Annotated in this window: 20 protein-coding genes and 1 pseudogene; 4 read left to right on the forward strand and 17 right to left on the reverse strand. The window is 67.8% G+C overall.

Annotated elements, in window-relative coordinates; translation table 11 throughout:
* Positions 1 to 253 (reverse strand): annotated as a pseudogene (locus Y706_RS26310) (phosphatase); the annotation flags it as partial.
* A gap of 158 nt (positions 254 to 411) precedes the next feature.
* Positions 412 to 1,449 carry an o-succinylbenzoate synthase gene (locus Y706_RS0118140; protein ID WP_028277725.1) on the reverse strand — a complete coding sequence of 346 codons (1,038 nt, stop codon included), beginning with the start codon at positions 1,447 to 1,449 and terminating at the stop codon, positions 412 to 414.
* Between the two features lie 378 nt (positions 1,450 to 1,827).
* Between Y706_RS0118140 and Y706_RS0118145 the strand changes: the two genes are divergently transcribed.
* Positions 1,828 to 2,913, forward strand: a complete 1,086-nt coding sequence (locus tag Y706_RS0118145; protein ID WP_028277726.1) for a phosphatase PAP2 family protein — start codon at positions 1,828 to 1,830, stop codon at positions 2,911 to 2,913.
* Positions 2,914 to 2,974: 61 nt separating this feature from the next.
* On the opposite strand, the gene Y706_RS0118150 is transcribed toward Y706_RS0118145, so the two are convergent.
* The 5 genes from Y706_RS0118150 to Y706_RS0118170 all read right to left on the reverse strand — a co-directional run bounded on the left by Y706_RS0118150 (position 2,975) and on the right by Y706_RS0118170 (position 7,964).
* Complete coding sequence (locus Y706_RS0118150) at positions 2,975 to 3,487, reverse strand: hypothetical protein (RefSeq protein WP_028277727.1); 513 nt, start codon at positions 3,485 to 3,487, stop codon at positions 2,975 to 2,977.
* Between the two features lie 230 nt (positions 3,488 to 3,717).
* A complete protein-coding gene (locus tag Y706_RS0118155; RefSeq protein ID WP_028277728.1) occupies positions 3,718 to 4,932 on the reverse strand; it encodes an MFS transporter in 1,215 nt (404 codons plus the stop codon).
* Positions 4,933 to 4,970: 38 nt separating this feature from the next.
* Positions 4,971 to 5,708, reverse strand: a complete 738-nt coding sequence (locus tag Y706_RS0118160; protein ID WP_028277729.1) for a GAF and ANTAR domain-containing protein — start codon at positions 5,706 to 5,708, stop codon at positions 4,971 to 4,973.
* A 36-nt stretch (positions 5,709 to 5,744) separates the two neighbouring features.
* Positions 5,745 to 7,031 (reverse strand): MinD/ParA family ATP-binding protein, encoded by a 1,287-nt coding sequence (locus Y706_RS0118165; protein ID WP_028277730.1) that lies wholly within the window; start codon positions 7,029 to 7,031, stop codon positions 5,745 to 5,747.
* Positions 7,032 to 7,148: 117 nt separating this feature from the next.
* On the reverse strand, positions 7,149 to 7,964 hold the full coding sequence (locus tag Y706_RS0118170; RefSeq protein ID WP_028277731.1) for an MBL fold metallo-hydrolase: 816 nt from the start codon (positions 7,962 to 7,964) through the stop codon (positions 7,149 to 7,151).
* A gap of 231 nt (positions 7,965 to 8,195) precedes the next feature.
* Here Y706_RS0118170 and Y706_RS0118175 point away from each other — a divergent pair, with 231 nt between their 5' ends.
* A complete protein-coding gene (locus Y706_RS0118175; RefSeq protein WP_028277732.1) occupies positions 8,196 to 8,822 on the forward strand; it encodes a TMEM175 family protein in 627 nt (208 codons plus the stop codon).
* Between the two features lie 49 nt (positions 8,823 to 8,871).
* Here the strand turns inward: Y706_RS0118175 and Y706_RS0118180 are convergent, their stop codons facing one another.
* From Y706_RS0118180 to pdhA, 3 genes are read right to left on the reverse strand one after another with little or no spacing between them, the layout of a single operon-like run.
* On the reverse strand, positions 8,872 to 10,440 hold the full coding sequence (locus tag Y706_RS0118180) for a dihydrolipoamide acetyltransferase family protein (protein ID WP_028277733.1): 1,569 nt from the start codon (positions 10,438 to 10,440) through the stop codon (positions 8,872 to 8,874).
* A gap of 2 nt (positions 10,441 to 10,442) precedes the next feature.
* Positions 10,443 to 11,555: an alpha-ketoacid dehydrogenase subunit beta gene (locus tag Y706_RS0118185; RefSeq protein ID WP_018775128.1), complete on the reverse strand. Its 1,113-nt coding sequence runs from the start codon at positions 11,553 to 11,555 to the stop codon at positions 10,443 to 10,445.
* Positions 11,552 to 12,775 (reverse strand): pyruvate dehydrogenase (acetyl-transferring) E1 component subunit alpha, encoded by a 1,224-nt coding sequence (gene pdhA, locus Y706_RS0118190; RefSeq protein WP_028277734.1) that lies wholly within the window; start codon positions 12,773 to 12,775, stop codon positions 11,552 to 11,554. Before pdhA ends, Y706_RS0118185 begins: the two co-directional genes overlap by 4 nt.
* A gap of 159 nt (positions 12,776 to 12,934) precedes the next feature.
* Between pdhA and Y706_RS0118195 the strand changes: the two genes are divergently transcribed.
* Positions 12,935 to 13,399: an Lrp/AsnC family transcriptional regulator gene (locus Y706_RS0118195; protein ID WP_026537452.1), complete on the forward strand. Its 465-nt coding sequence runs from the start codon at positions 12,935 to 12,937 to the stop codon at positions 13,397 to 13,399.
* Here Y706_RS0118195 and galU read toward each other — a convergent pair.
* The 7 genes from galU to paaA all read right to left on the reverse strand — a co-directional run bounded on the left by galU (position 13,396) and on the right by paaA (position 19,288).
* A complete protein-coding gene (gene galU / locus Y706_RS0118200) occupies positions 13,396 to 14,286 on the reverse strand; it encodes a UTP--glucose-1-phosphate uridylyltransferase GalU (protein WP_028277735.1) in 891 nt (296 codons plus the stop codon). The genes Y706_RS0118195 and galU overlap by 4 nt on opposite strands.
* Positions 14,287 to 14,384: 98 nt before the next feature.
* Complete coding sequence (locus Y706_RS0118205) at positions 14,385 to 15,164, reverse strand: enoyl-CoA hydratase/isomerase family protein (RefSeq protein WP_026537450.1); 780 nt, start codon at positions 15,162 to 15,164, stop codon at positions 14,385 to 14,387.
* A 50-nt stretch (positions 15,165 to 15,214) separates the two neighbouring features.
* Positions 15,215 to 16,441 carry a 1,2-phenylacetyl-CoA epoxidase subunit PaaE gene (gene paaE, locus Y706_RS0118210; RefSeq protein ID WP_028277736.1) on the reverse strand — a complete coding sequence of 409 codons (1,227 nt, stop codon included), beginning with the start codon at positions 16,439 to 16,441 and terminating at the stop codon, positions 15,215 to 15,217.
* A gap of 15 nt (positions 16,442 to 16,456) precedes the next feature.
* Complete coding sequence (gene paaD, locus Y706_RS0118215; protein WP_028277737.1) at positions 16,457 to 17,029, reverse strand: 1,2-phenylacetyl-CoA epoxidase subunit PaaD; 573 nt, start codon at positions 17,027 to 17,029, stop codon at positions 16,457 to 16,459.
* 11 nt (positions 17,030 to 17,040) lie between these two features.
* Entirely contained in the window at positions 17,041 to 17,937 is an 897-nt protein-coding gene (gene paaC / locus Y706_RS0118220) for a 1,2-phenylacetyl-CoA epoxidase subunit PaaC (protein WP_043436445.1), read from the reverse strand.
* A 20-nt stretch (positions 17,938 to 17,957) separates the two neighbouring features.
* On the reverse strand, positions 17,958 to 18,260 hold the full coding sequence (gene paaB, locus Y706_RS0118225; protein ID WP_028277739.1) for a 1,2-phenylacetyl-CoA epoxidase subunit PaaB: 303 nt from the start codon (positions 18,258 to 18,260) through the stop codon (positions 17,958 to 17,960).
* Entirely contained in the window at positions 18,257 to 19,288 is a 1,032-nt protein-coding gene (paaA, locus tag Y706_RS0118230; RefSeq protein WP_028277740.1) for a 1,2-phenylacetyl-CoA epoxidase subunit PaaA, read from the reverse strand. The genes paaB and paaA overlap by 4 nt, the downstream gene beginning before the upstream one ends.
* 104 nt (positions 19,289 to 19,392) lie before the next feature.
* Here paaA and arfB point away from each other — a divergent pair.
* Positions 19,393 to 19,727 (forward strand): alternative ribosome rescue aminoacyl-tRNA hydrolase ArfB (gene arfB, locus Y706_RS26315; RefSeq protein WP_043436446.1); only part of this gene is annotated, 335 nt, incomplete at its 3' end.

Below are 19,727 nucleotides of genomic sequence, written 5' to 3' on the forward strand. Positions count from 1 at the left end.
CTGCCGTATCGGCTGACGTCACGGCGTTGCCGAGAACGACGGCGAGCGCGCCGGCGGCGCCGAAGCCCAGGGCGGCGCGGCGGGACATCGTGGCGGAGGCGATGTCCCGGAAGTAGCTGTTGGTGCTGGTGTTGCAGACCTCGCCCGAGCAGGCGTTGTCGCACTTCAGCGCGCAGGTGACGGGGCTTCGCTTGCCTTTGGTGTGGCCGAGCATGGGGAGCAGGGAAAATTTGCGTCCGGAGGTGACAGACATGGAGAGACCTTCCATGGGGGTGAGTTGCGGTCGCGCCCACCCTTCCAGCCGCTGGCTACCGAGAGGCGTCTGTCAGATGAAGTCCCGGTGAATGCTCGTGGTGCCGCCGAACCCATCGGTTGCTCCGTAAACGCCGTTTTCGAGGTCCTGAAGGGCCGTTACGGAGCAGTCGATGCGGCCAGCACCGCGTGCACCCGCCGCAGCCGGTCCAGCCACCAGTCCCGGCGTTCCGGCGAGGCGGCGTACGCGGCCAGCAGCTCGGGTGCCGGGCGGACGTCGCGCAGAGCGATCTCGCCGTCGTCGGGTACCAGTGGATCGTGCGTGACATCGGCGGCGAGAAGGGACACCGTGCCCAGGCCGCAGGCATACGGCAGCTCGGGCAGGGCGGCAGCCAGGGCCAGTCCGGCCCGGATCCCCACCGAGGTGTCCAGCGCCGAACTCACGACGGCGGGCAGCCCGGCCTGCGCCACGATCCGCAGGGCGCGCCGCACTCCCCCGAGCGGGGCCACCTTGACGACGATCAGGTCCGCGGCGCCGGCCCGCGCCACTTTGAGGGGGTCGTCCTCCTTGCGCACGCTCTCATCCGCGGCGATCAGCACGGGGACGCCGGCGGCCCGGAGCTGCCGCCTGACCTCGGCGAGGCCCTCGATCCCCGGCACGGGCTGTTCGGCATATTCGAGCCCGACGGCGGCGAGCCGGGTCAGTGCCGCGACGGCCTCCGGCACGTCCCAGCCGCCGTTCGCGTCCACCCGGATCGCGGCGTCCGGCAGCGCCGCACGGACGGCCGCCACCCGGGCGGCGTCGTCGTCCAGGCTCTGGCCGGGCTCCGCGACCTTGACTTTGACCGCGTCCACCCGGCCGAAGCGGGCCAGGATCTCGGGCACCCGGTGCGCCGGCACGGCAGGAACCGTGGCGTTGACCGGGATGCTGTCCCGCAGCGGCGCGGGGAACCCTTCCCAGCCGGCCTCGATGGCGGCCGTAAGCCAGCGGGAGGCCTCGGGGTCGCCGTACTCGGGAAAGGGACAGAATTCGCCCCAGCCCAGCGGCCCGCGGAGCAGCAGGGCCTCCCGCTGCAGGATGCCCCGGAATTTCACTCGCATCGGCAGGCTCACGACATGGGCGCCGGCCAGGAGTTCGTCGAGGCCGGGCAGGGGCGCGGCGGGACGTGCCGGGGGGTCCGTGGGGAGGGCAGGCATGGAGCCACTGTACTGGGAATGCACTGCGGGGAATGTACCGAGGAGAATGTGGAAGGAATGTACTGCGGAGCTTTCCCGGACACCGGTCTCGGACGCGGGGCGCGGGGCGCGGGAACGCGGCACCGGGAGCCGGGCATGGATCCTTGATTGGGCCGGCGTCGACTGGGGGTGAGCCCCTGGACCAGGAAACTCGTCTCCGCCGGCCCCGCTCAAGGAGCGCCGTGCCGGGGACAAGCCGCGCCGGCACACACACGACTCTACAAATCCCGGTCCGGCGGCGCACCAGTAGTGAGTACTCGTCTGTTGGCGGGCACTACCCTCCGCGCCGCGCGCCGGCCCTTCAGCTGGCGCGCAGGGTTCTATGGGACTCTTAATGGCATGACTTTTCGGCAGGAACGCACCCCTTGGGACCCGTCTGCCCCGGTCTATGAAACAGAGGCCCCGAAAACCCAGGTCCGGGAGATACCGGTCCAGGAAACACAGGCTGCGGAAACACAACTCCTCCCGGCGAGTGCGCCCGAGACGCCAGAGCGCAGCACGGACCGCGCAACACCGGATCCGCCGGCGCGGCGGTCCCCCGGCAAGGCCACGGCAGCCTTGTTCGTGCTGGCCACGGTTGCCTGCGTCGCCGCCCTGGCCGTCACCTATGTCTTCTTTGTCCGAACCACCACGGGCCAGTTCATTGACGAATCCGCCCTCGTGGAAGCCGTGGAGCTCAGCGGGACCGCGGGCAAGGCCGCCACCAAGCTGTTGGACTGGCTGCCGGCGCTCTCCGTGGTGATCGCGTCGGTTGTGGTCGTGTTCGTCACCATCCTGCGGCGCCGCTGGTCGGCGGCGGTGATTGCGATTGCGGCGTGCGTCGGCGCCAACCTTGCCACCCAGATCCTGAAGGACTGGCTTCCGGTCCGGCCGTACCGCGGGGTTGAGACGCTGGAACTGAATTCGCTGCCCTCGGGCCACACCACCATGGCGGCCTCGGCCGCCGCCGCCGTGTTCCTCATGGTTTCGCCGCGCTGGCGGCCGTTGGCCGGCTATCTGGGCGGCAGCTTCGCCGTCGCCACGGGCGTGTCCACGCTGATCAACCAGTGGCACCGGCCCGCCGATGTGATCGCGGCCTTCCTGGTGGTCGGGGCTTTCATGATCCCGGCCGGCTGGCTGATCATCCGCCGGGGTCCGGGCTGGAACGTCTGGAACGGCTACAACGAACACTGGGCCTCGGCCAGGGTGTGGGTGGCGCTTCCCGTGCTCACCGGTCTTGCCGCCGCCGGGGTGGCGGCCGTCGCCTTGCTGAGCATCGGCCCGGGCGGCCAGGAGGTCAGCACCACCAGCTACTTTTGGGCCGGCACGTCCCTGATCGTCATTGCCGGCTACCTCGCAACGGTGGCCGGCGTGTGGCTGTTCGGCCTGGCCGCCCGGCAGCCGGACCCACGACGGCGGGACAGGCCCCTACACCAGGAACGCTAGCGCGGCGCACGTAGGCCCGGGAACAACAGCGCGCCCGGGCCCACGCGGGATCCCGCGATGGCTACCTGAGACGTGCGCAGATATCCACGGCTTTGCCCGCGCTGGCGTCCACGGACTTCACGTTATTGCCAACCGGATTGTCAACGGTGAGCACCACCCGTCCGGTGTACTGGAAGGCCCCGGGGCCTCCGGTGTCCGTCGAGAAGAAGATAAACCCGTTGTGGCCGGTGAGGGTAAGCGTATAGGTCTCTCCGCCCGGGTTCTTGACATACCTGGCCACGGAGCCGGAGGTTTTCACCGTGTACGTCTTCCCGTTGCTCCCAGAACCGTTGAGGCCCTGGTTGGACCAGGTGAGGACGACTCCTGTGCCCACCCTGTAGAGGTTGCCGTTGCTGAACTGGATTTCCCTGATCGTGCCGCCCGTGGCCGTGAGACCAAGATCGAAGTCCCCGCACGAATCCACGGCGGGAATGGTCACAGCCGGCTCGGTGACTGCACCCGCGGGCGAAGCGACAAGCAGCAGGGCTGCTGTTGCAGCCAGGGGCGCGAACCAGCGGGACTGTTTTCCTAACATGAGCATCTCCTCATTTTTTTGCGTCGAAACGCATCGCCCATCCGGGCGGAGACCATGCGCTGCAAATAATCACGGGCGGACCCTGACTGCGGCACTCGTGCCGCCCCCCTAAGGGCCGGTCTCGATGCACCGGCGCGGTTCCCCGACCTTACTGAGCCCACGCAGGCGTCGCCCGAGTAGTCGCTACCTGTTAATCACTGCCTGCTTGAGCGCTCCGGTGCCCCGGCCGGTCAGTAGTTCCGACGGTGCTTGAGCCGCGGAATGGTCACGGCGAACACGGCCGCGGCGGCGAAGCCGATCACACCGGTCGCGGCCACACCGGCCCCCAGGGACACGGCGGCGGTGACGGCGGAGAGCAGCACGGGCCCGCCGGTCGCGCCGGCGTCGGCCATGAAGCGCCAGATGCCGAGGAACTGGCCGCGGCCGTTGTCCGGCGAGAAGTCGGCCCCGAGAGTCATGTTCAGGCCCGAGCTGATCCCGTTGCCGAAGCCGATCAGGAGCGCCGCCAGCATGAGCGAGACGAAGCCCGTGCTGAGCGGAATCAGCACCATGGCCGCCCCCATGATCAGTGTGGACGGCACGGCCACCCATTGCCGGCCCTTGCGGTCCATCAGCTTTCCTGCCGGATAGAACACCAGCATGTCGATCGCTCCGGAGATCCCGTAGATCAGCGAGGCCTGGGTGGGGTCCAGGCCCAGGTGATCGGCCCACAGCGGGATGACCACCTGGCGCGAGGCGCGCAGCCCGCTCAGCAGCAGCACCCCGGCCCCCACGCTCAGGAAGACGCCGGCGTGGGACACCGCGACGCTGCGCAAGGTGGGCTGCTGCACCGGAACGCCGTCGACCGGTTGCGGCTTCGCCTCAAGGTCGGGGATGGTGACTGACACGGCCGCCGCGGCGGCCATCGCCACGACGCCAGCCCAGTAGGCCCCGCTGATGCCGGCAAACTGCATCACGGCGGCGCCAACGAACGGGCCGATGAAGATCCCGATCCGGTTGACGCCGCCGAGGGTGGACAGGGCCCGGGCACGGAGCATGACCGGCACGGCCTCGGTCAGGTATTTCTGCCGGGCAAGGCTGAATACGCTGGCGGCCATGCCGACCACCACCATCGCCGCCGCCAGCACCCAGAGGCCGCCGGAAAACAGCGGAGCGACCGCCGCCGCGGCGAGGGCGAACGCGCTGGCGGCCGCGGCCCCCACAATCGCCCAGCGTTCCCCGAATTTCAGGGTGATCAGTGACGCCGGCAGGTTGAAGAACCACGATCCGAGGCCGATCAGCGTCACAATCAGCGCGGCCCCGGGCACGGAGGCGCCAAGATCACGGGCGGACAGGGCGACCACGGGCAGGATCGCGCCCTCCCCCAGGCTGAACATGAGGGCCGGCCCGAACGCGGGAACGGCGATGCTGCGGAGGCTGAAGGGCGCGAGGCGTGTGGTGGTCATCCCCTTCATCCTAGGCACCCGCCGCGGCCGTCCCTGCCCTACGCGTCGAAGTGGGTGCGGACTTCCTCGCTGGTGAGGTGCCGGAGCACGTCCTCGGCGACTTCCCGGAGCTTTTGGTTCCGGTTGCTGGAAACCCTGGTGAGGATGGCCATGGCCTGGTCCTGGGAGCAGCGGTTCTGGGCCATGATCACGCCGCAGGCCAGATCGATGGAAGTGCGGTGTTCCATGGCCGACTGGAGATCTTCGGCCCGGGATTGGAAGGTTCCGAGCCGCACGGCCAGCCGGAGGGCGCGGCCGGCGAGGTCGGCGAATCCGGCCGCCTCCGCAATGATGTCGTCCGTGAACAGCCCGGTGTCCGCCCCGAAGAAGTTCAGGGCCGCGGCGGCGTCGTCGCCGATTTCCAGCGGAACGCCGAGCGTGCTGCGGCACCCGTTGGCGGCAAGTTGCCGCTGGTAGTCGGGCCAGCGGGGATCGGCGTCGACATCCGCCAGCAGGACCACGGACCTGGTCCGCAGCGCCTCGATGCAGGGGCCGTCACCGAGGGTCTGTTCGATGCGGTCCAGGGTGACCGCCCGCGCGCTGCTGCCCGCGACCGTCATGGTCCGCTTGCGGCGCTGCAAAGTCACGCCGCACTCAATCTCGGCGCCGGTCGTACGGCTCAGCGTGGCGGCCGAGAACTCCGCGAGGCGGCCCAGGAAGTCCTCGACGTTGTCGGTCCCCAAAAGCAGGTCCTGGAGGTGGCGGGCGGCGTCGACCCCGAGTGAGTTGTTGGCCATGCTCAAATGTACCGCGGAGGTCGGCACGGGTCGCGCTTAGACGTATCCGTCGACGATTGCCGCGGCGATCTCCCGGTACGCGCGCCGCGTTTCTGGGCGAAGCACATCGAGGGTGACGAGGTCGCCGTCGGCCACCCCGCGGTCATGCGGAACCGCGATCAGCTGGCGGCAGATGCCGGACAGGTGTTCCTCGATGGCGTCCTTGTCCACCCTGGTGGACACCTCGTCCTTGTCGGTGATGACCACGACGGCGTTGCGGGCCAGGTCTTCGTAGCCGTGGCTGGCCAGCCAGTGAAGCGTGCTGCGGGCCCGCTTGGCGCCGCTGACGGCATAGCCGGCCGCGATGATCAGGTTGTCCGCGGACTGCAGGATGCCGCTCATGGCATTGTGGGTCACGCCCGTGCCGCAGTCGATCAGCGCCACGGAGTAGTAGGCGGAGATGAGCTTGCGGATCCGCAGGTATTCCTCGGCCGTCAGCGAATCTGAGACCTCGGGGTCCTGCTCGCCGGCAATGAGGTGGAGCCTGCCGGCGTGGTGCATGTAGCGGGCCAGGGCGGTGAGGGAATCGACTGACTCGATGTTCTTGAGCAGGTCCGTGATGGTGCGCGGGCTCTGCTGCTGGTAGATCCCCTCGCCGAGGGCGCGCTCGACGAGATCGCCGGAATCGGGGTTGGCGTCGATGGCGCACGGAGGATCGCCCCGGAACTCGGCCAGGGTCAGTCCGACGCCGACCGTCGTGGAGGTCTTCCCGATGCCGCCCTTGAGGCTCAGGACGGCCGTGTTGTAGCTGCCCTGGAGCTGGCGGGAGATGCGCCGGGCCAGTTCGTCTTCCTCACGCTGCCTGGCACTCGGGCCAAGGTTCAGACCGCCGCCGGTCAGGTTGTAGAGGGCACCGCGGAAACCGCCGACGGGCCGGGGCTTCTGCTCGCGGACAAATAGACCCGGTGAGCTGATGAAGTCGGGCAGCGGGGCGTCGGCCAGGGCCGCGGCTTTGCTGGCCGAACGGGTGGATCGGGTGGGCTGGGCAGGCACGGCAGGAGCGGCCTCGGGGGCAGGCGGCTTCAGCACGGGATCCTTGGACGGTTTGGCAGGCTGCGGGCGCGCCGGCGCGTCAGCGGCAGCGGCGGCCTCCGCCCAGGAACTGCTGGGGGCTGTTGGGCGCTGTTCGGCCTGGTTGCTCGAAATGATGGGCATGGTTCCTGTCCAGGCGTCGGAGTCGTCGCCGCGGCGGCGGTCTCTCCGACGCGGGAGTTGGGCCTGCTCTTCAGCTGTTTCAGCTTCAGCGAGGGCGTTGGCGGTCTTGTTTTCGACCGGTTCTGGCATGTTCGTTCCCCCCAGGGATCACAGCGCAGACCGCTGCAGTGCTCGATTGACATCGTTCAAGGAACAAGTCTAGGGGCAGTAATGAGCACACTTACCATTACCGCCATTTTCCCGGCCCTAGCGGTGGGCTCGCGTGTCCTGCAGGCGCTTGATGAACCAGCGCGACTGCTCGGGGCCGTACGGCAGGATCGGGATCGCCTTGGTTGCGTCGTCCGGGGTTTCCCGGGTGGCCTGGATCGCCTGCCGGACCGCGGTGGTCATGGTGTTGGCCATGGTCTTGACGAACTGGTCCGAGCACGGTTCGCCGTGGCCGGGAATCAGGAATTCGTAGCGGTGCCGCAGCGCGGAGAGGTGCCGGAGGGCGTCGGCCCAGTCTTCCGGGAACGAGTCCTCGAAGGACGGGTGGGAACCCTGTTCGACGAGGTCGCCGGCGAAGAGGGTGCTTGCCGTGCCGACCAGGAGGTCGCCGTCGGTGTGGCCGCGGCCCAGATAGAACAAGGTGGCGGTCTGCCCGCCAAGATCCACCAGGACCGGCTGGTCCTTCACGATGGCGTTGGGAACCACCAACTCAGCGTCGGAGCCCTGACCGGCCGCCATTTCGGGTTCCTCGGAGGCCACCAGCCGGCGCTGCTCGTCACCGTTCTCTTCGATTTCCGCGGCGCAGTTTTCGTGTGCCCAGAATTCCGTAACGCCCTCACTGGCGAAGACGGCGTTGCCGAAGAAGTGGTCATAGTGGGCGTGCGTGTTGACCACGACGAGCGGCAGCCCGGTCTTTTCCCGCACGGCAGCCAGGATCTCGCGGCCCTGCCGGGGCCCGCCGCCGGTGTCGATCACCATGGCGCGCTCGGTGCCGACCACCAGACCTGTGTTGAGCAGGGAACCTTGAGTTGTCAGTACGTAGTTGTCCGGACCGACCTCGAGCCATCGTGACATTGAATCTCCGTATTTCCGACGCTTTTCCGGCATTGTTGGTCCAGCGTTGTTGGTGCTGTACAGGCCTCGATTCTACCCGCGCTGGCTGGCATTTCCCTTCAGGGCATGCCCTTCCGGTCCCTGTGGCGGGTATGCCCGGACCCCTCGTCGTGGCCCGCGCGGCGGTGTAGCCTGTGGGCTACTTCCCTCGATGAGCCAGGTGCTCCACCGAACGAATGGGGGTGGCTCCCGTTGAAATCCGGCACGTCCCTGGAGCGGATGGTGTTCTTCAGCGATGCCGTCTTCGCCATCGCCCTGACCCTCCTGGCCCTGGACCTGAAACTTCCTGAAGGAATTCCCGCGGACCAGGTGGACGACGCCTTGGTTGCTGCCTTGCCGCAGTTGCTGGCGTACGCCCTGTCCTTTGTCATCATCGCCAAGACGTGGATGTCCCACCACTCCGACTTTGCCCTCATCCGCCGCTTCAATGCGAACCTGGCCTGGCTGAATCTGGCCCTCTTGTTCTTCATCGCCATGCTGCCCGGTCCGACGTCGATCCTCAGCGACTACGGGGACGACCCCACTCCGTGGCCGAGCGTCCTGTACGCCGCCAACATTGCCGCTGTCTATTTGATGCTGGCGGCCATCTGGGGCTATGCGAAGCATGCGGGGCTCATGGACCGCGAGATGGCCGCCCACGTCCACCGCCGCATCTTTTATGCGCGGATTGCCGTGGCGCTGGTCTTCCTGCTCTCAATTCCCGCGGCGTTCGTCCTCAAGGCCTACACGCCGTTCGCGTGGCTGCTGCTCCTGCCGGCGTCGTGGCTGGCACGGTGGCTTTCGGCGCGGCCGGGGACCGCAGGGGCCGCACAAGAGTGATCGTGCGGCCCCTGTCCCCTCACCCGGGATGCAGATCCCCGGTTAAGCCTCACATGTCAACGAGTGCCGACCCCGGGTTCTCGATCGCGTCCGCGACGTAGCGCAGGAAGCCGCCGGCCGCTCCGCCGTCGCACACCCGGTGGTCGAACGTGAGCGTCAGCTCGGTGACCTTGCGGACCGCGAGCTCGCCGTTGACCACCCAGGGCTTGTCGATGATCCGCCCGACGCCGAGGATCCCCACCTCGGGGTGGTTGATGATCGCGGCGGAACCGTCAACCCCGAACACGCCGTAGTTGTTCAGCGTGAACGTGCCGCTGCCCAGTTCCGCCGGGGTCGCTTTGCCCTCGCGGACGACGGCGGTGAGGCGGCGGATCTCGGCGTCCAGTTCGCGGGCGCTGAGCTTGTCCGCGTTCCGCACCGACGGCACCATCAGTCCGCGGTCGGTCTGCGCCGCGAACCCGAGGTTGACGCCGTCGAAGGCCACAATCTCCTGCATCGCGCCGCCTGCGGCATCCTCGGTGGTCACGATCCGGGTGTTGAGCTCCGGGAACTTCTTGAGCCCGGCAGTAACGAACCGTGCGATGAAGGCCAGCAGGCCCGGGGTGTTGTGCGGGTCCGCCTTTTTCAGCGCGGCACGCATCTCCACCAGCGCAGTGGCGTCCACGTCCACCCACACCGTGGCTTCCGGGATCTCGGAGCGGCTGCGCGACATGTTCGCCGCGACGGCCTTCCGCACGCCCCGGACCGCCGTGCGTCCGGAAATGCCCAGACCGGTGCGCGCGTCGGTGCCGGAACCCGCGGCAGGCGCGGCCGGTGCGGCAGACTCCGCAGCAGCCGGACGCTCAACCACCGGCGACGGCTTGATGACGGCCTCGACATCGCGCCGCATGATGAGCCCGCTGGCCCCCGAGCCCTGGAGTTCCCCCAAATCAACCCCATGGTCGCGCGCCATCCGGCGAACCAGCGGAGAAATAACGGCCCCCAATTTCCCGGGAACCCGGGTGCGCAGCAGCACCAGGTCATCGGCAGCCTTCTCGGCAGCAGAGACCCCGGAAACCGATTCGGCCCCCGCAGCCCGCTTAGGAGCCCGGGTCCGCCGGGCAATCCCATGCCCGCCAGGAGTCCCATAACCGATCAGGACATTGCCGGACCCGGCCTTCTCCTCCTCGCGATAAGCCTCAGCCGCAACAGCAGCAGGCGAGTCGGCAACCACGGCCGGCAACGTACCCGCAGACCCAGCCGACGCAGGCGATGCCGCCCCGGGAGTGGCATCGGGCCTGTCGGAGCCGGCAGCATCGTCCGCAGGACGAATGCTGTCCGGCGAAGGGGCGGGGGCGGCATCGCCTGCGGCGGCGCCCACGGCGGAAACGGAACCAACCGGCATCACCGAGATCAGCGGCTTGCCGACGTCGAGCGTCTGGCCGGGCTCGCCGTGCAGCACGGCCACGGTGCCGGCGTACGGGGAGGGCACCTCCACCATGGACTTGGCCGTCTCCACCTCGGCGATCGGCTGGTCCACGCGGATCTCGTCGCCCACGGCCACGAGCCAGTTCACGAGCTCGGCTTCGGTGAGGCCTTCGCCCAGGTCCGGCAGGAGGAATACTTTCGGTTCGCTCATGGTCAGTCTTCCCACTGGAGGTCGTCAACGGCGTCGAGGATGCGGTCCACGCCGGGCAGGTAGTAGTGCTCGAGCTTCGGCGCCGGGTAGGGCACGTCGAAGCCGGTGACGCGGCGGATCGGCGCGGCCAGGTGGTGGAAGCAGCGTTCCTGGACCCGGGCGACGATTTCCGAGGCCACGGACGCGAAGCCGTGGGCCTCGGCGATCACGACGGCGCGGCCGGTCTTGCGGACCGAGGCGCAGACGGTCTCGTCATCGAACGGCACGATCGAGCGGACGTCGATCACTTCCAGCGAGCGGCCTTCCTCGGCGGCGGCGGCCGCTGCGGCGAGCGCCGTCGGAACGGACGGGCCGTAAGCGATCAGCGTGGCGTCGGTGCCGGGGCGGGCGACGGCGGCCCGGCCCTCGGAGGACGTGCCGCGCTCGGTGTTCGCGGCGTGCTCGGCGCGCAGCGCGTCCAGGTCCACCTGGTCCTTGGACCAGTACAGCTTCTTGGGCTCCATGAACATGACGGGGTCATCGGAGTCGATGGCTTCGCGGAGCATCCGGTAGCCGTCGGCCACGGTGGCCGGGGTGAAGACCTTCAGGCCGGCGGTGTGCGCGTAGTAGGCCTCGGACGAGTCGCAGTGGTGCTCCACTCCCCCGATGCCGCCGGCGTACGGGACCCGGATGACCATGGGCAGCTTCACGGCGCCCTTGGTGCGGTTGTGCATCTTGGCGACGTGGCTGACGATCTGTTCGAAGGCCGGGTACGCGAACGCGTCGAACTGCATTTCGATGACCGGGCGCATGCCGTTCATTGCCATGCCGACGGCCATGCCGACGATGCCGGATTCGGCCAGCGGGGTGTCGAAGCAGCGGCTCGTGCCAAAGGTCTTGGTGAGCCCGTCCGTGATGCGGAAGACGCCGCCGAGCATGCCGACGTCCTCGCCGAAGACCAGGACCGAGGGGTCCGCGTGCATGGCATCCGCCATCGCAGTGTTCAGGGCCTTGGCCAGGGTGATGGTCTGCGGGCCGGCCTGCTCGGCCGCAACAGCAGCCTTGGCGGCGGCGCGGGCGGTCGCGGCGCTGACGTTGCCGTTCGCCTCGGAGGACGTGGTGATGGTGGGGCTCATTTCCCGGCCTCCCTTGAGATGGATGCGGCGTCGCGGGCCAGTTCGTCGGCGAGCATGGCGGACTGTTCTTTCAGCTGTGGTGTGGGGGTGGAGAAGACGTACTTGAAGAGATCCTGCGGTTCCACCGGAACCTCTTCGCTGAGGCCTTCGCGCAGCTGCGTGGCTACCGCCTCTGCCTTTTCGGCGATCGCGGCGGCGCGGTCGTCGTCCAGCAGGCCGCGGTCCGTCAGGTAGGTCTGCATCCGGCTCAGCGGGTCCTTCGCCACCCATTCGGCGACTTCGCTGTCCTGCCGGTAGCGGGTGGCATCATCGGCGTTGGTGTGCGCCTGCATCCGGTAGGTGTGCGCCTCAACCAGCAGCGGGCCGGAACCTTCCCGGGCGAGCTTGACGGCCCGGCCGAGGACGGCGAGCAGGGCCACGATGTCGTTGCCGTCCACGCGTTCGCCGGCCATGCCGTAGCCCACGGCCTTGTGGGCCAGGGAGGGCGCAACGGACTGGTGCGCCAGCGGCACGGAGATCGCGTACTGGTTGTTCTGGACGAAGAAGACCACGGGCAGGTGGAAGACGGCGGCGAAGTTCAGGGCCTCGTGGAAATCGCCTTCGCTCGTGGCGCCGTCGCCGCACATGGCCAGGACCACGGTGTCCTCGCCGCGCAGCTTGGCGGCGTGCGCAACGCCGACGCCGTGCAGCAGCTGGGTGGTCAGCGGGGTGCACTGGATGCCGACCTTGTTCTTGGCGGGGTCGTAACCGCCGTGCCAGTCGCCGCGGAAGAGCGTCATCGTCTGGACCGGATCCACGCCCCGGGCCATCACGGCCACGGAGTCGCGGTAGGTGGGGAACAGCCAGTCACCCTCGGCAAGGCACAGTGCTGCGGCAACCTGGCACGCCTCCTGGCCGTGGCTCGAGGGGTAGACGGCCATGCGGCCCTGCCGGACCAGCGCGGAGTTCTGGTCATTGACGCGGCGGCCGATGACGAGCTGCTCGTAGGCGGCCATCAGTTCGGCTTCGCTGGGCAGGCTGTACTCGTGCCCCGGCTGGGTGCCCTGTTCCGTGTGGGGATTCAGGGTTCCGTCCGGGCCCACCATCTGGATCTGGTGGCGTGCGGGCAGCATGTAGTCCTCAACGGTGATACCGAACTTGCTCACGGCATCACCGGCTGGATCTTGTTGCGCGGCCTGCTGCGCAGCTGGCTGCGCCGCGTGGTCTGCGGAGATCGTCATTGGTCCGTCCTTCTGTAGCCACTAATCTTTCCCAGTATGCCTCCAGCCGCTGTTTCGTATCCACCTCTGCGGTGAATCGTGGAGATGTCCACAAATTTGCCCTAGTCTGGAAGACAAATCGTAAGTGTGAGCTGGATTACCGGCGGGGGTCGTAGACGAATGGCAGAGCTCGAATCGGAGCAGGTGGCGGTGCCGCTGGACGATGTGGACCGGAACATCATCGCGGAGCTGACCCGGGACGGCCGGATGTCGGTGACACAGGTGGCCGAGAACGTCCACATTTCCCGCGCCCACGCCTACACCCGCATCGCCCGGCTCACGGGCGAAGGCGTCCTGACCAAGTTCACCGCCCTGGTGGATCCCATCAAAGCCGGGCTGAAGTCTTCTGCCTACGTCACGCTGAAAGTGCGCCAGCATTCCTGGCGCGAGCTGCGCGAACTCCTGCGTGCGATCCCCGAGGTCCATCACATCGCTCTGGTCGGCGGGGACTTCGATGTCATCCTGCTGGTGCGCGCCGTGGACAACATCGACCTTCGCCGGGTGATCTTCGATCAGCTGCAGTCCATGCCCGGAGTCCTGGACACCCAGACGTTCCTGGTGTTCGAGGACCTGGACACCCGCTAGCTGACGAACGCTTTCATCCAGGCCCGGAGCTCTTCGCCGAATTCCACCCGGTCGGCTGCGATCGAGATGACCGCCTTGAGGTAGCTCAGTTTGTCTCCGGTGTCGTACCGGCGGCCCCGGAAGACCACCCCGTAGACGCCTCCGCCCTCGCAGTCGGACACGGCGAGGGTCTGCAGGGCGTCGGTGAGCTGGATTTCGCCGCCGCGGCCGGGCGGAGTGTCCTCCAGGACATCGAAAATCTCCGGATGCAGGATGTACCGGCCGATCACGGCCAGGTTGGACGGGGCCTCGGCGGCGGCGGGCTTCTCCACGAGCCGGTTGACCCGCACATGGTCCTGGCCCGGCACCGCCGAAACGTCGGCGCAGCCGTAGGCACTGATTTCCGCCGGATCCACCTCGATCAGGGCCACAACCGAGCCGCCGGTTCGGGCCTGGACATCCATCATGGCGGTCAGCAGCTCGTCCCGCTCGTCGATCAGGTCATCGCCCAGGAGGACGGCGAACGGTTCGTACCCGACATGCTGGCGGGCGCAGAGGACGGCATGACCGAGCCCCTTGGGGTCGCCCTGGCGCACGTAGTGCAGCGGGCCCAGTCGGGAAGCGTGGCGGACGGCCTCCAGCCTGTCGAAATCGCCCTTGAGTTCGAGGGCGTGCTCCAGCGAGGGCTCGCGGTCAAAGTGGTCCTCCAGCGCCCGCTTCTGGCGCCCGGTCACCATGAGCAGATCCGTCAGCCCGGCCCGGACGGCTTCTTCCACCACATACTGGATGGCGGGCTGGTCGACCACGGGCAGCATTTCCTTGGGCATCGCCTTAGTGGCCGGCAGGAACCGCGTTCCCAGTCCCGCCGCGGGTATGACAGCCTTATTTACAGATTTCCCCAGAGTCATAACCGAACATTACAAGCGGGTTCCGGAAATGAGAATGCTTCGAAGCAAAGACGAGTAGCCGGGAAATGCGTTTCCGGGTACCCCGGCCGGGCCAGCCCTCAGCCCTTGAAAACCGGGCTGCGCTTCTCCTGGAAAGCCCGGAAACCCTCGGCGTAGTCCTCGCTCTTGCACAGCCGTGCCTGTTCTGCGTTTTCCTCTTCCATGGCCTCCCACAGCCCCAGCCGCTGGTCCCTGATGTGCGCGACGAGCTCCTTGCTGGCCCGGAACGCACCCGTGGCCCCGGTGGCGACGTTGGCCACGATGGCGCGGGTATTCTCCAGCAGTTCCGCCGCGGGCATGGCCCGGCTGAACAGGCCCTGCGCCACGGCGTCGGCGCCGCTCATGAGCTCGGCGGTGTAGATCAGGTCCAGGGTCCGGTGCATGCCGAGGCGCTCGGTGAAATACCAGTGCCCGCCCGAATCGAGGGTGGCGCCGAGCTTGGCGAACGGTGAGCCGACCTTGGCATTCTCTGCCACGTAAACCACATCCGTGGCCAGCAGCAGCCCCAGCCCCACGCCCAGGCAGGCGCCCTGGGCGGCGGCGAACGTGGGCGCGGGGAAGGCGCTCATTTTCTTCAGCAGCGGCTGGACGAGCCCGCCGAGGTAGGCCTGCGCGTCATCGCTCTCCGGTGTAACGCCGGCAATGTCACGGCCGGCGCAAAAGGCCCGGCCCTCGCCGCGGAGCAGCAGCGCCCGGACCTCGCCGCGCGCGGCGGCGTCAGCGGCGTCGTCGTACGCCCGGGACAAATCCGCGAGCGCCTGCTCGTCGAGGGAGTTGAGCTTGTGCGGGGCGTCGAGTACGACCTCGGCGACGCCGTCGGCAATGGAGAGGGAAATCATGGGGCTCCTTGGATTCGAAAAAACCTGGATTCGGAAAACCTCGAAAAACCCTAGACGTCGAAGTCGACCGTGACTTCCGGTGTGGTGGGGTGGGACTGGCAGGTCAGGACGTAGCCCTTGTCGAGCTCATCCTGCTCCAGGGCGTAGTTCTCGTCCATGGTGACGTTGCCGCTGACCACCTTGGCCCGGCAGGTGCCGCAGACGCCGCCGGCGCAGGCGAACGGCACATCGGGACGGACCCGGAGGGCGGCGTTGAGGATGGACTCGCGGGCATGGGTGGGGCTGGCCACTTCGCCCTGCAGCCCGTCCAGCTTGAACGTGATCTTGTAGGTTTCCTTGGATTCGTCAGTGACCACGGGCCGGCCAATGTTGCCCTCGGGGCGCTCCGGCTTGCCCGAAGTGAACAGTTCGAAGCGGACATGCTCCGGGGCGACGCCGCGAGCGGCGAGGGTGTCCCGGCAGAGCTGGACGAGTTCGAACGGCCCGCAGAGGAACCATTCGTCGACGTCCTCGGCGTGGATCGCGGTGCCCAGCAGCGCCTGCAGCTTCTCGGCGTCGATCCTGCCGCTGAGCAGCGGCGCGATCCGCTGTTCACGCGAGAGCACGTGGTGCAGCGCCAGCCGGGCCGGGTATCTGTCCTTCAGGTCCGCGAGTTCTTCCAGGAACATCACGTCCATCGCGGCCTTGTTGGCGTAGACGAGGTCGAAGCGGGTCTCCGGGTGGGCCGCCAGCAGGGTGCGGGCAATGGCGATCACGGGAGTGATGCCGGAGCCCGCGGCAATCGCCACGAAAGAGCCGGGCTCGCCCGCCAACTCTTCCGGATGGTTCATGGAGTTCATGACATTCTGCTCCACGGACTTGCCGTCGCGTCCGTGCTTGGAGACAAAGGCCCCCATGGGGCTCATGACGTCCAGGACGTCGCCGGCCCTGAGTTCGGCATTGGCCCACGTGGAGAACAGGCCGCCGAGGTCTTTCTTGATGGCCACGCGGATTTCGCTGCTGCCGTCCGCGAAACTGCGCGGTTCGGCACAGATCGAGTAGCTGCGGCGGATCTCGTGCGGCTGGCCGTCGGCGTCGGGCAAAGTGGTGCGCAGCGCGACGTACTGGCCCGGCAGGTAGTCGAACTGGCCGGCGAGCTCGGCCGGGACCCCGAACGTCACCTCGATGGCGTCGTCGGTGAGACGGCGGACTTCGTCCACCGTCAGGGTGTGGAAGGACGCACGACGGCGGCCGGTGGCTGCGGCCGACTCCGCGGCGGTCTGGCGGACAACCTTCATGGAAGCACCTGTTCCTTACAAGACTTTGAAGTAGTCGAACGGTTCCTTGCAGTCCTGGCACACGTAGAGGGCCTTGCAGGAGGTGGAACCGAAGCGGGTGAGTTCTTTGGTGTTCAGGGATGAGCACTGGGGACACTTGACGGCGAGCGAGAGCCGGACCGGGCCGGCGTGCCGGGTGGGTGCCGAGTGGCCCGAGGGTGGGGCTATCCCGTACTGCTCCAGCTTGGCCTTGCCGTCGGCACTCATCCAGTCAGTGGTCCAGGCCGGCGAGAGGACAAGTTCGACCCGGACGCTCGGGTACCCCGCGCGGTGGAAAACCGCGGTGAGGTCATCCCGGATGGCATCCATGGCGGGGCAGCCGGAGTACGTCGGGGTGATGGTGACCTGGACGGCGGGAACCATCCCGCCGTCGTCAGTGCTTGGTTCCGTCGAGACCTGGACATCGCGCAGGATGCCGAGGTCCGCGATGGTGAGGACCGGGATTTCGGGGTCGCACACGGTGGCAGCGACCGCCCAGGCCTTCTCCCGGGCAGTATTGCCCTTGGCGGCGTTGCGGCGCTCAGCGGTTTCCGGATCGGAGACGAACATTTCCATGGTCTCTACCAGCTGGCTCCGGGGTACTCGCGGGCGAGCACCTGCATCTCGGCGAGGATGTAGCCGAGGTGTTCGGAGTGCAGGCCGCGGCGGCCTCCGCCCGGTGATGGCTGGACGTTGGGGACCTCGAGCTCGGCTTCGGCCATGATCTCGCCGGTGAGCCGGTCGAAGTCCTCGCGCAGGCTCGACGGCTGGGGCGCGGCGCCGGCTTCGCTGAGGCGACCGGTGAGTTCGTCGTCGCGGAACAACTCATCGACAAAGGGCCAGACGACTTTGAACGCCTGGATCATGCGCCGTCGCGATTCGTCCGTGCCGAGGGCCAGGCGCAGCACCCACTGGGCACTGTGGTCCCGGTGGTAGTCAACTTCCTTGACCGCCTTGGCGGCGATGCCGGCCAGGGTGGAGTCGGTGGAGGACGTCAGCCGGCGGTAGAGCTCGAACTGGTAGTAGCTGACCACGAACTGCCGGGCGATGGTGACGGCGAAGTCCCCGTTCGGCTGCTCGAAGAGCGCCGCGGAGCGGAACTCGTGCTCGCGGCGGAAGTAGGCGAGATCGTCTTCGCTGCGCCCGTCCAGGCCGCCGGCGTAGCTGAGGAAGGACCGGGCATGGCCCAGTTCGTCCAGGGCGATGTTGCCGAGGGCGACGTCCTCTTCGAGCTCCGGCGCGCGGGAGATCCAGTGGCCCAGGCGCTGGGCCAGGATCAGTGCGTCGTCACCCAGGCGCAGGGCGAACTCGGCAGCGTCTTCGCTCGGCTTCGCGGAGCCGCGGCTGACGGCCAGCGCGATGTCTTCCGGCCGGAGGGCGTTGCCGGGGGTGATGCGGGTGGCGCTCGCGGTGCCGTCACCGCTGGCGCCCGCACCGGATACGCCGACGGAGATGTCGCCGTGGCCGCTGTCGTGCATGTCTGTTTCGGGAGTGGTGCTCACAGGTGCTTCACGCCCTCGCTCTTGGTGTAGTACGTGGCGTGGCGGTAGTCCTTGCCCTGGGGGGATTCAAAGAAGGAACCCTTGGAATCGGGGTCGCTGGAGGCGATGGCCTCGGCCGGGACCACCCAGATGGACACCCCTTCATTGCGGCGGGTGTAGAGGTCCCGGGCGTTGCGCAGGGCCATGGCCGCGTCGGGCGCGTGCAGCGATCCGGCGTGGACGTGGGACAGTCCACGGCTGGAGCGGACGAACACTTCCCAGATGGGCCAGACGTTTCCTGCTTGGGGTTCGGTTGTCATGCTGCGGATTCCTTCTCTGCTTGCTTCATTGCCTGCTTTTCCGCGTAGGCGGCGGCGGCTTCGCGCACCCAGGCGCCGTTCTGGTGTGCCTCGCGGCGCCGTTCCAGGCGCTGGGCGTTGCAGGGGCCGCGGCCGGCCAGGACTTCATGGAATTCATCCCAGTCCAGCGGCCCGTGCTCCCACTTCTTGGTTTCCTCGTTGAACCGGATGTCCTTGTCCGGAAGCGTCAGGCCGAGGACCTTGACCTGCTCCATCATCATGCCGACAAACCGGTTGCGGAGCTCGTCATTGCTGAACCGCTTGATGTTCCAGGCCATGGACTGCTTGGAGTTGGGCGAATCGTCATCCGGCGGGCCGAACATCATCAGGGCCGGGGCGTACCAGCGGTTTACCGCTTCCTGTGCCATCTGCTTCTGCTCGGGGGTGCCGTGGGAGAGTTCCAGCAGGATCTCGAAGCCCTGGCGCTGGTGGAAGGACTCTTCCTTGCAAACCCGCACCATGGCCCGGCCGTAGGGGCCGAAGGAGGCGCGGCAGAGCGGCACCTGGTTGGCGATCGCGGCGCCGTCGACCATCCAGCCGATGGCACCCATGTCGGCCCAGGTGCGGGCGGGGTAGTTGAAGATGGAGGAGTACTTGGCCTTGCCGTCCATCAGGTCCTGCATCATCTGATCGCGCGGCTGTCCGAGGGTTTCGGCAGCGGAATACAGGTAGAGACCGTGGCCGGCCTCGTCCTGAACCTTGGCCATGAGGATGGCCTTGCGCTTCAGGCTCGGGGCGCGGGAGATCCAGTTGGCTTCGGGCTGCATGCCGATGATCTCCGAGTGCGCGTGCTGCGAGATCTGGCGCAGGAGCGTTTTGCGGTAAGCCGGGGGCATCCAGTCGCGCGGCTCGATCCGGGAATCTTCCGCCATGACTTTGTCGAAGTATGCCTGGCCCTCGGCGTCGCGCCGGGCCGCGTCCTCGGGGCTCAGTTCATGCCGTGCCGGCGATGGCTCGGCGGGCACTGACTGCAGGGTCTGCGATGCCATGGTTGCTCCTAATGATTTCCGATAAATAATTACCGACCGTTCGTTCAGGATATGCGGAAGGCCGGAGATGCGTCAAGGACAGGAATCCGTGCAACGCTGGTTGCATGGATCTGGAGGTGTCGGCCGCGCTCACCATTCCCGCGTCGGAACTCCGCTGGCGGTTCTCACGCTCGTCCGGGCCCGGCGGCCAGCACGTCAACACCTCGGACAGCCGCGTCGAACTCTCGTGGAACGTCGCGGCCTCGACGGCGCTCTCGGATGGCCAACGGCTGATACTGGCCACGCGCCTTGAACGGCGCCTCATCGCCGGAGTAATCACCGTGACCGCCGCCGAGCAGCCCTCCCAGCTGCGCAACCGCGAGATCGCCCTGGCCAAGCTCGCCGGCCTCGTGGCCGAAGGCCTTGCCCCCGAAGCCGCCCGCCGCCGGGCCACCAAACC

The organism is Arthrobacter sp. I3, from assembly GCF_000520575.1.
GTDB lineage: Bacteria > Actinomycetota > Actinomycetes > Actinomycetales > Micrococcaceae > Arthrobacter > Arthrobacter humicola_A.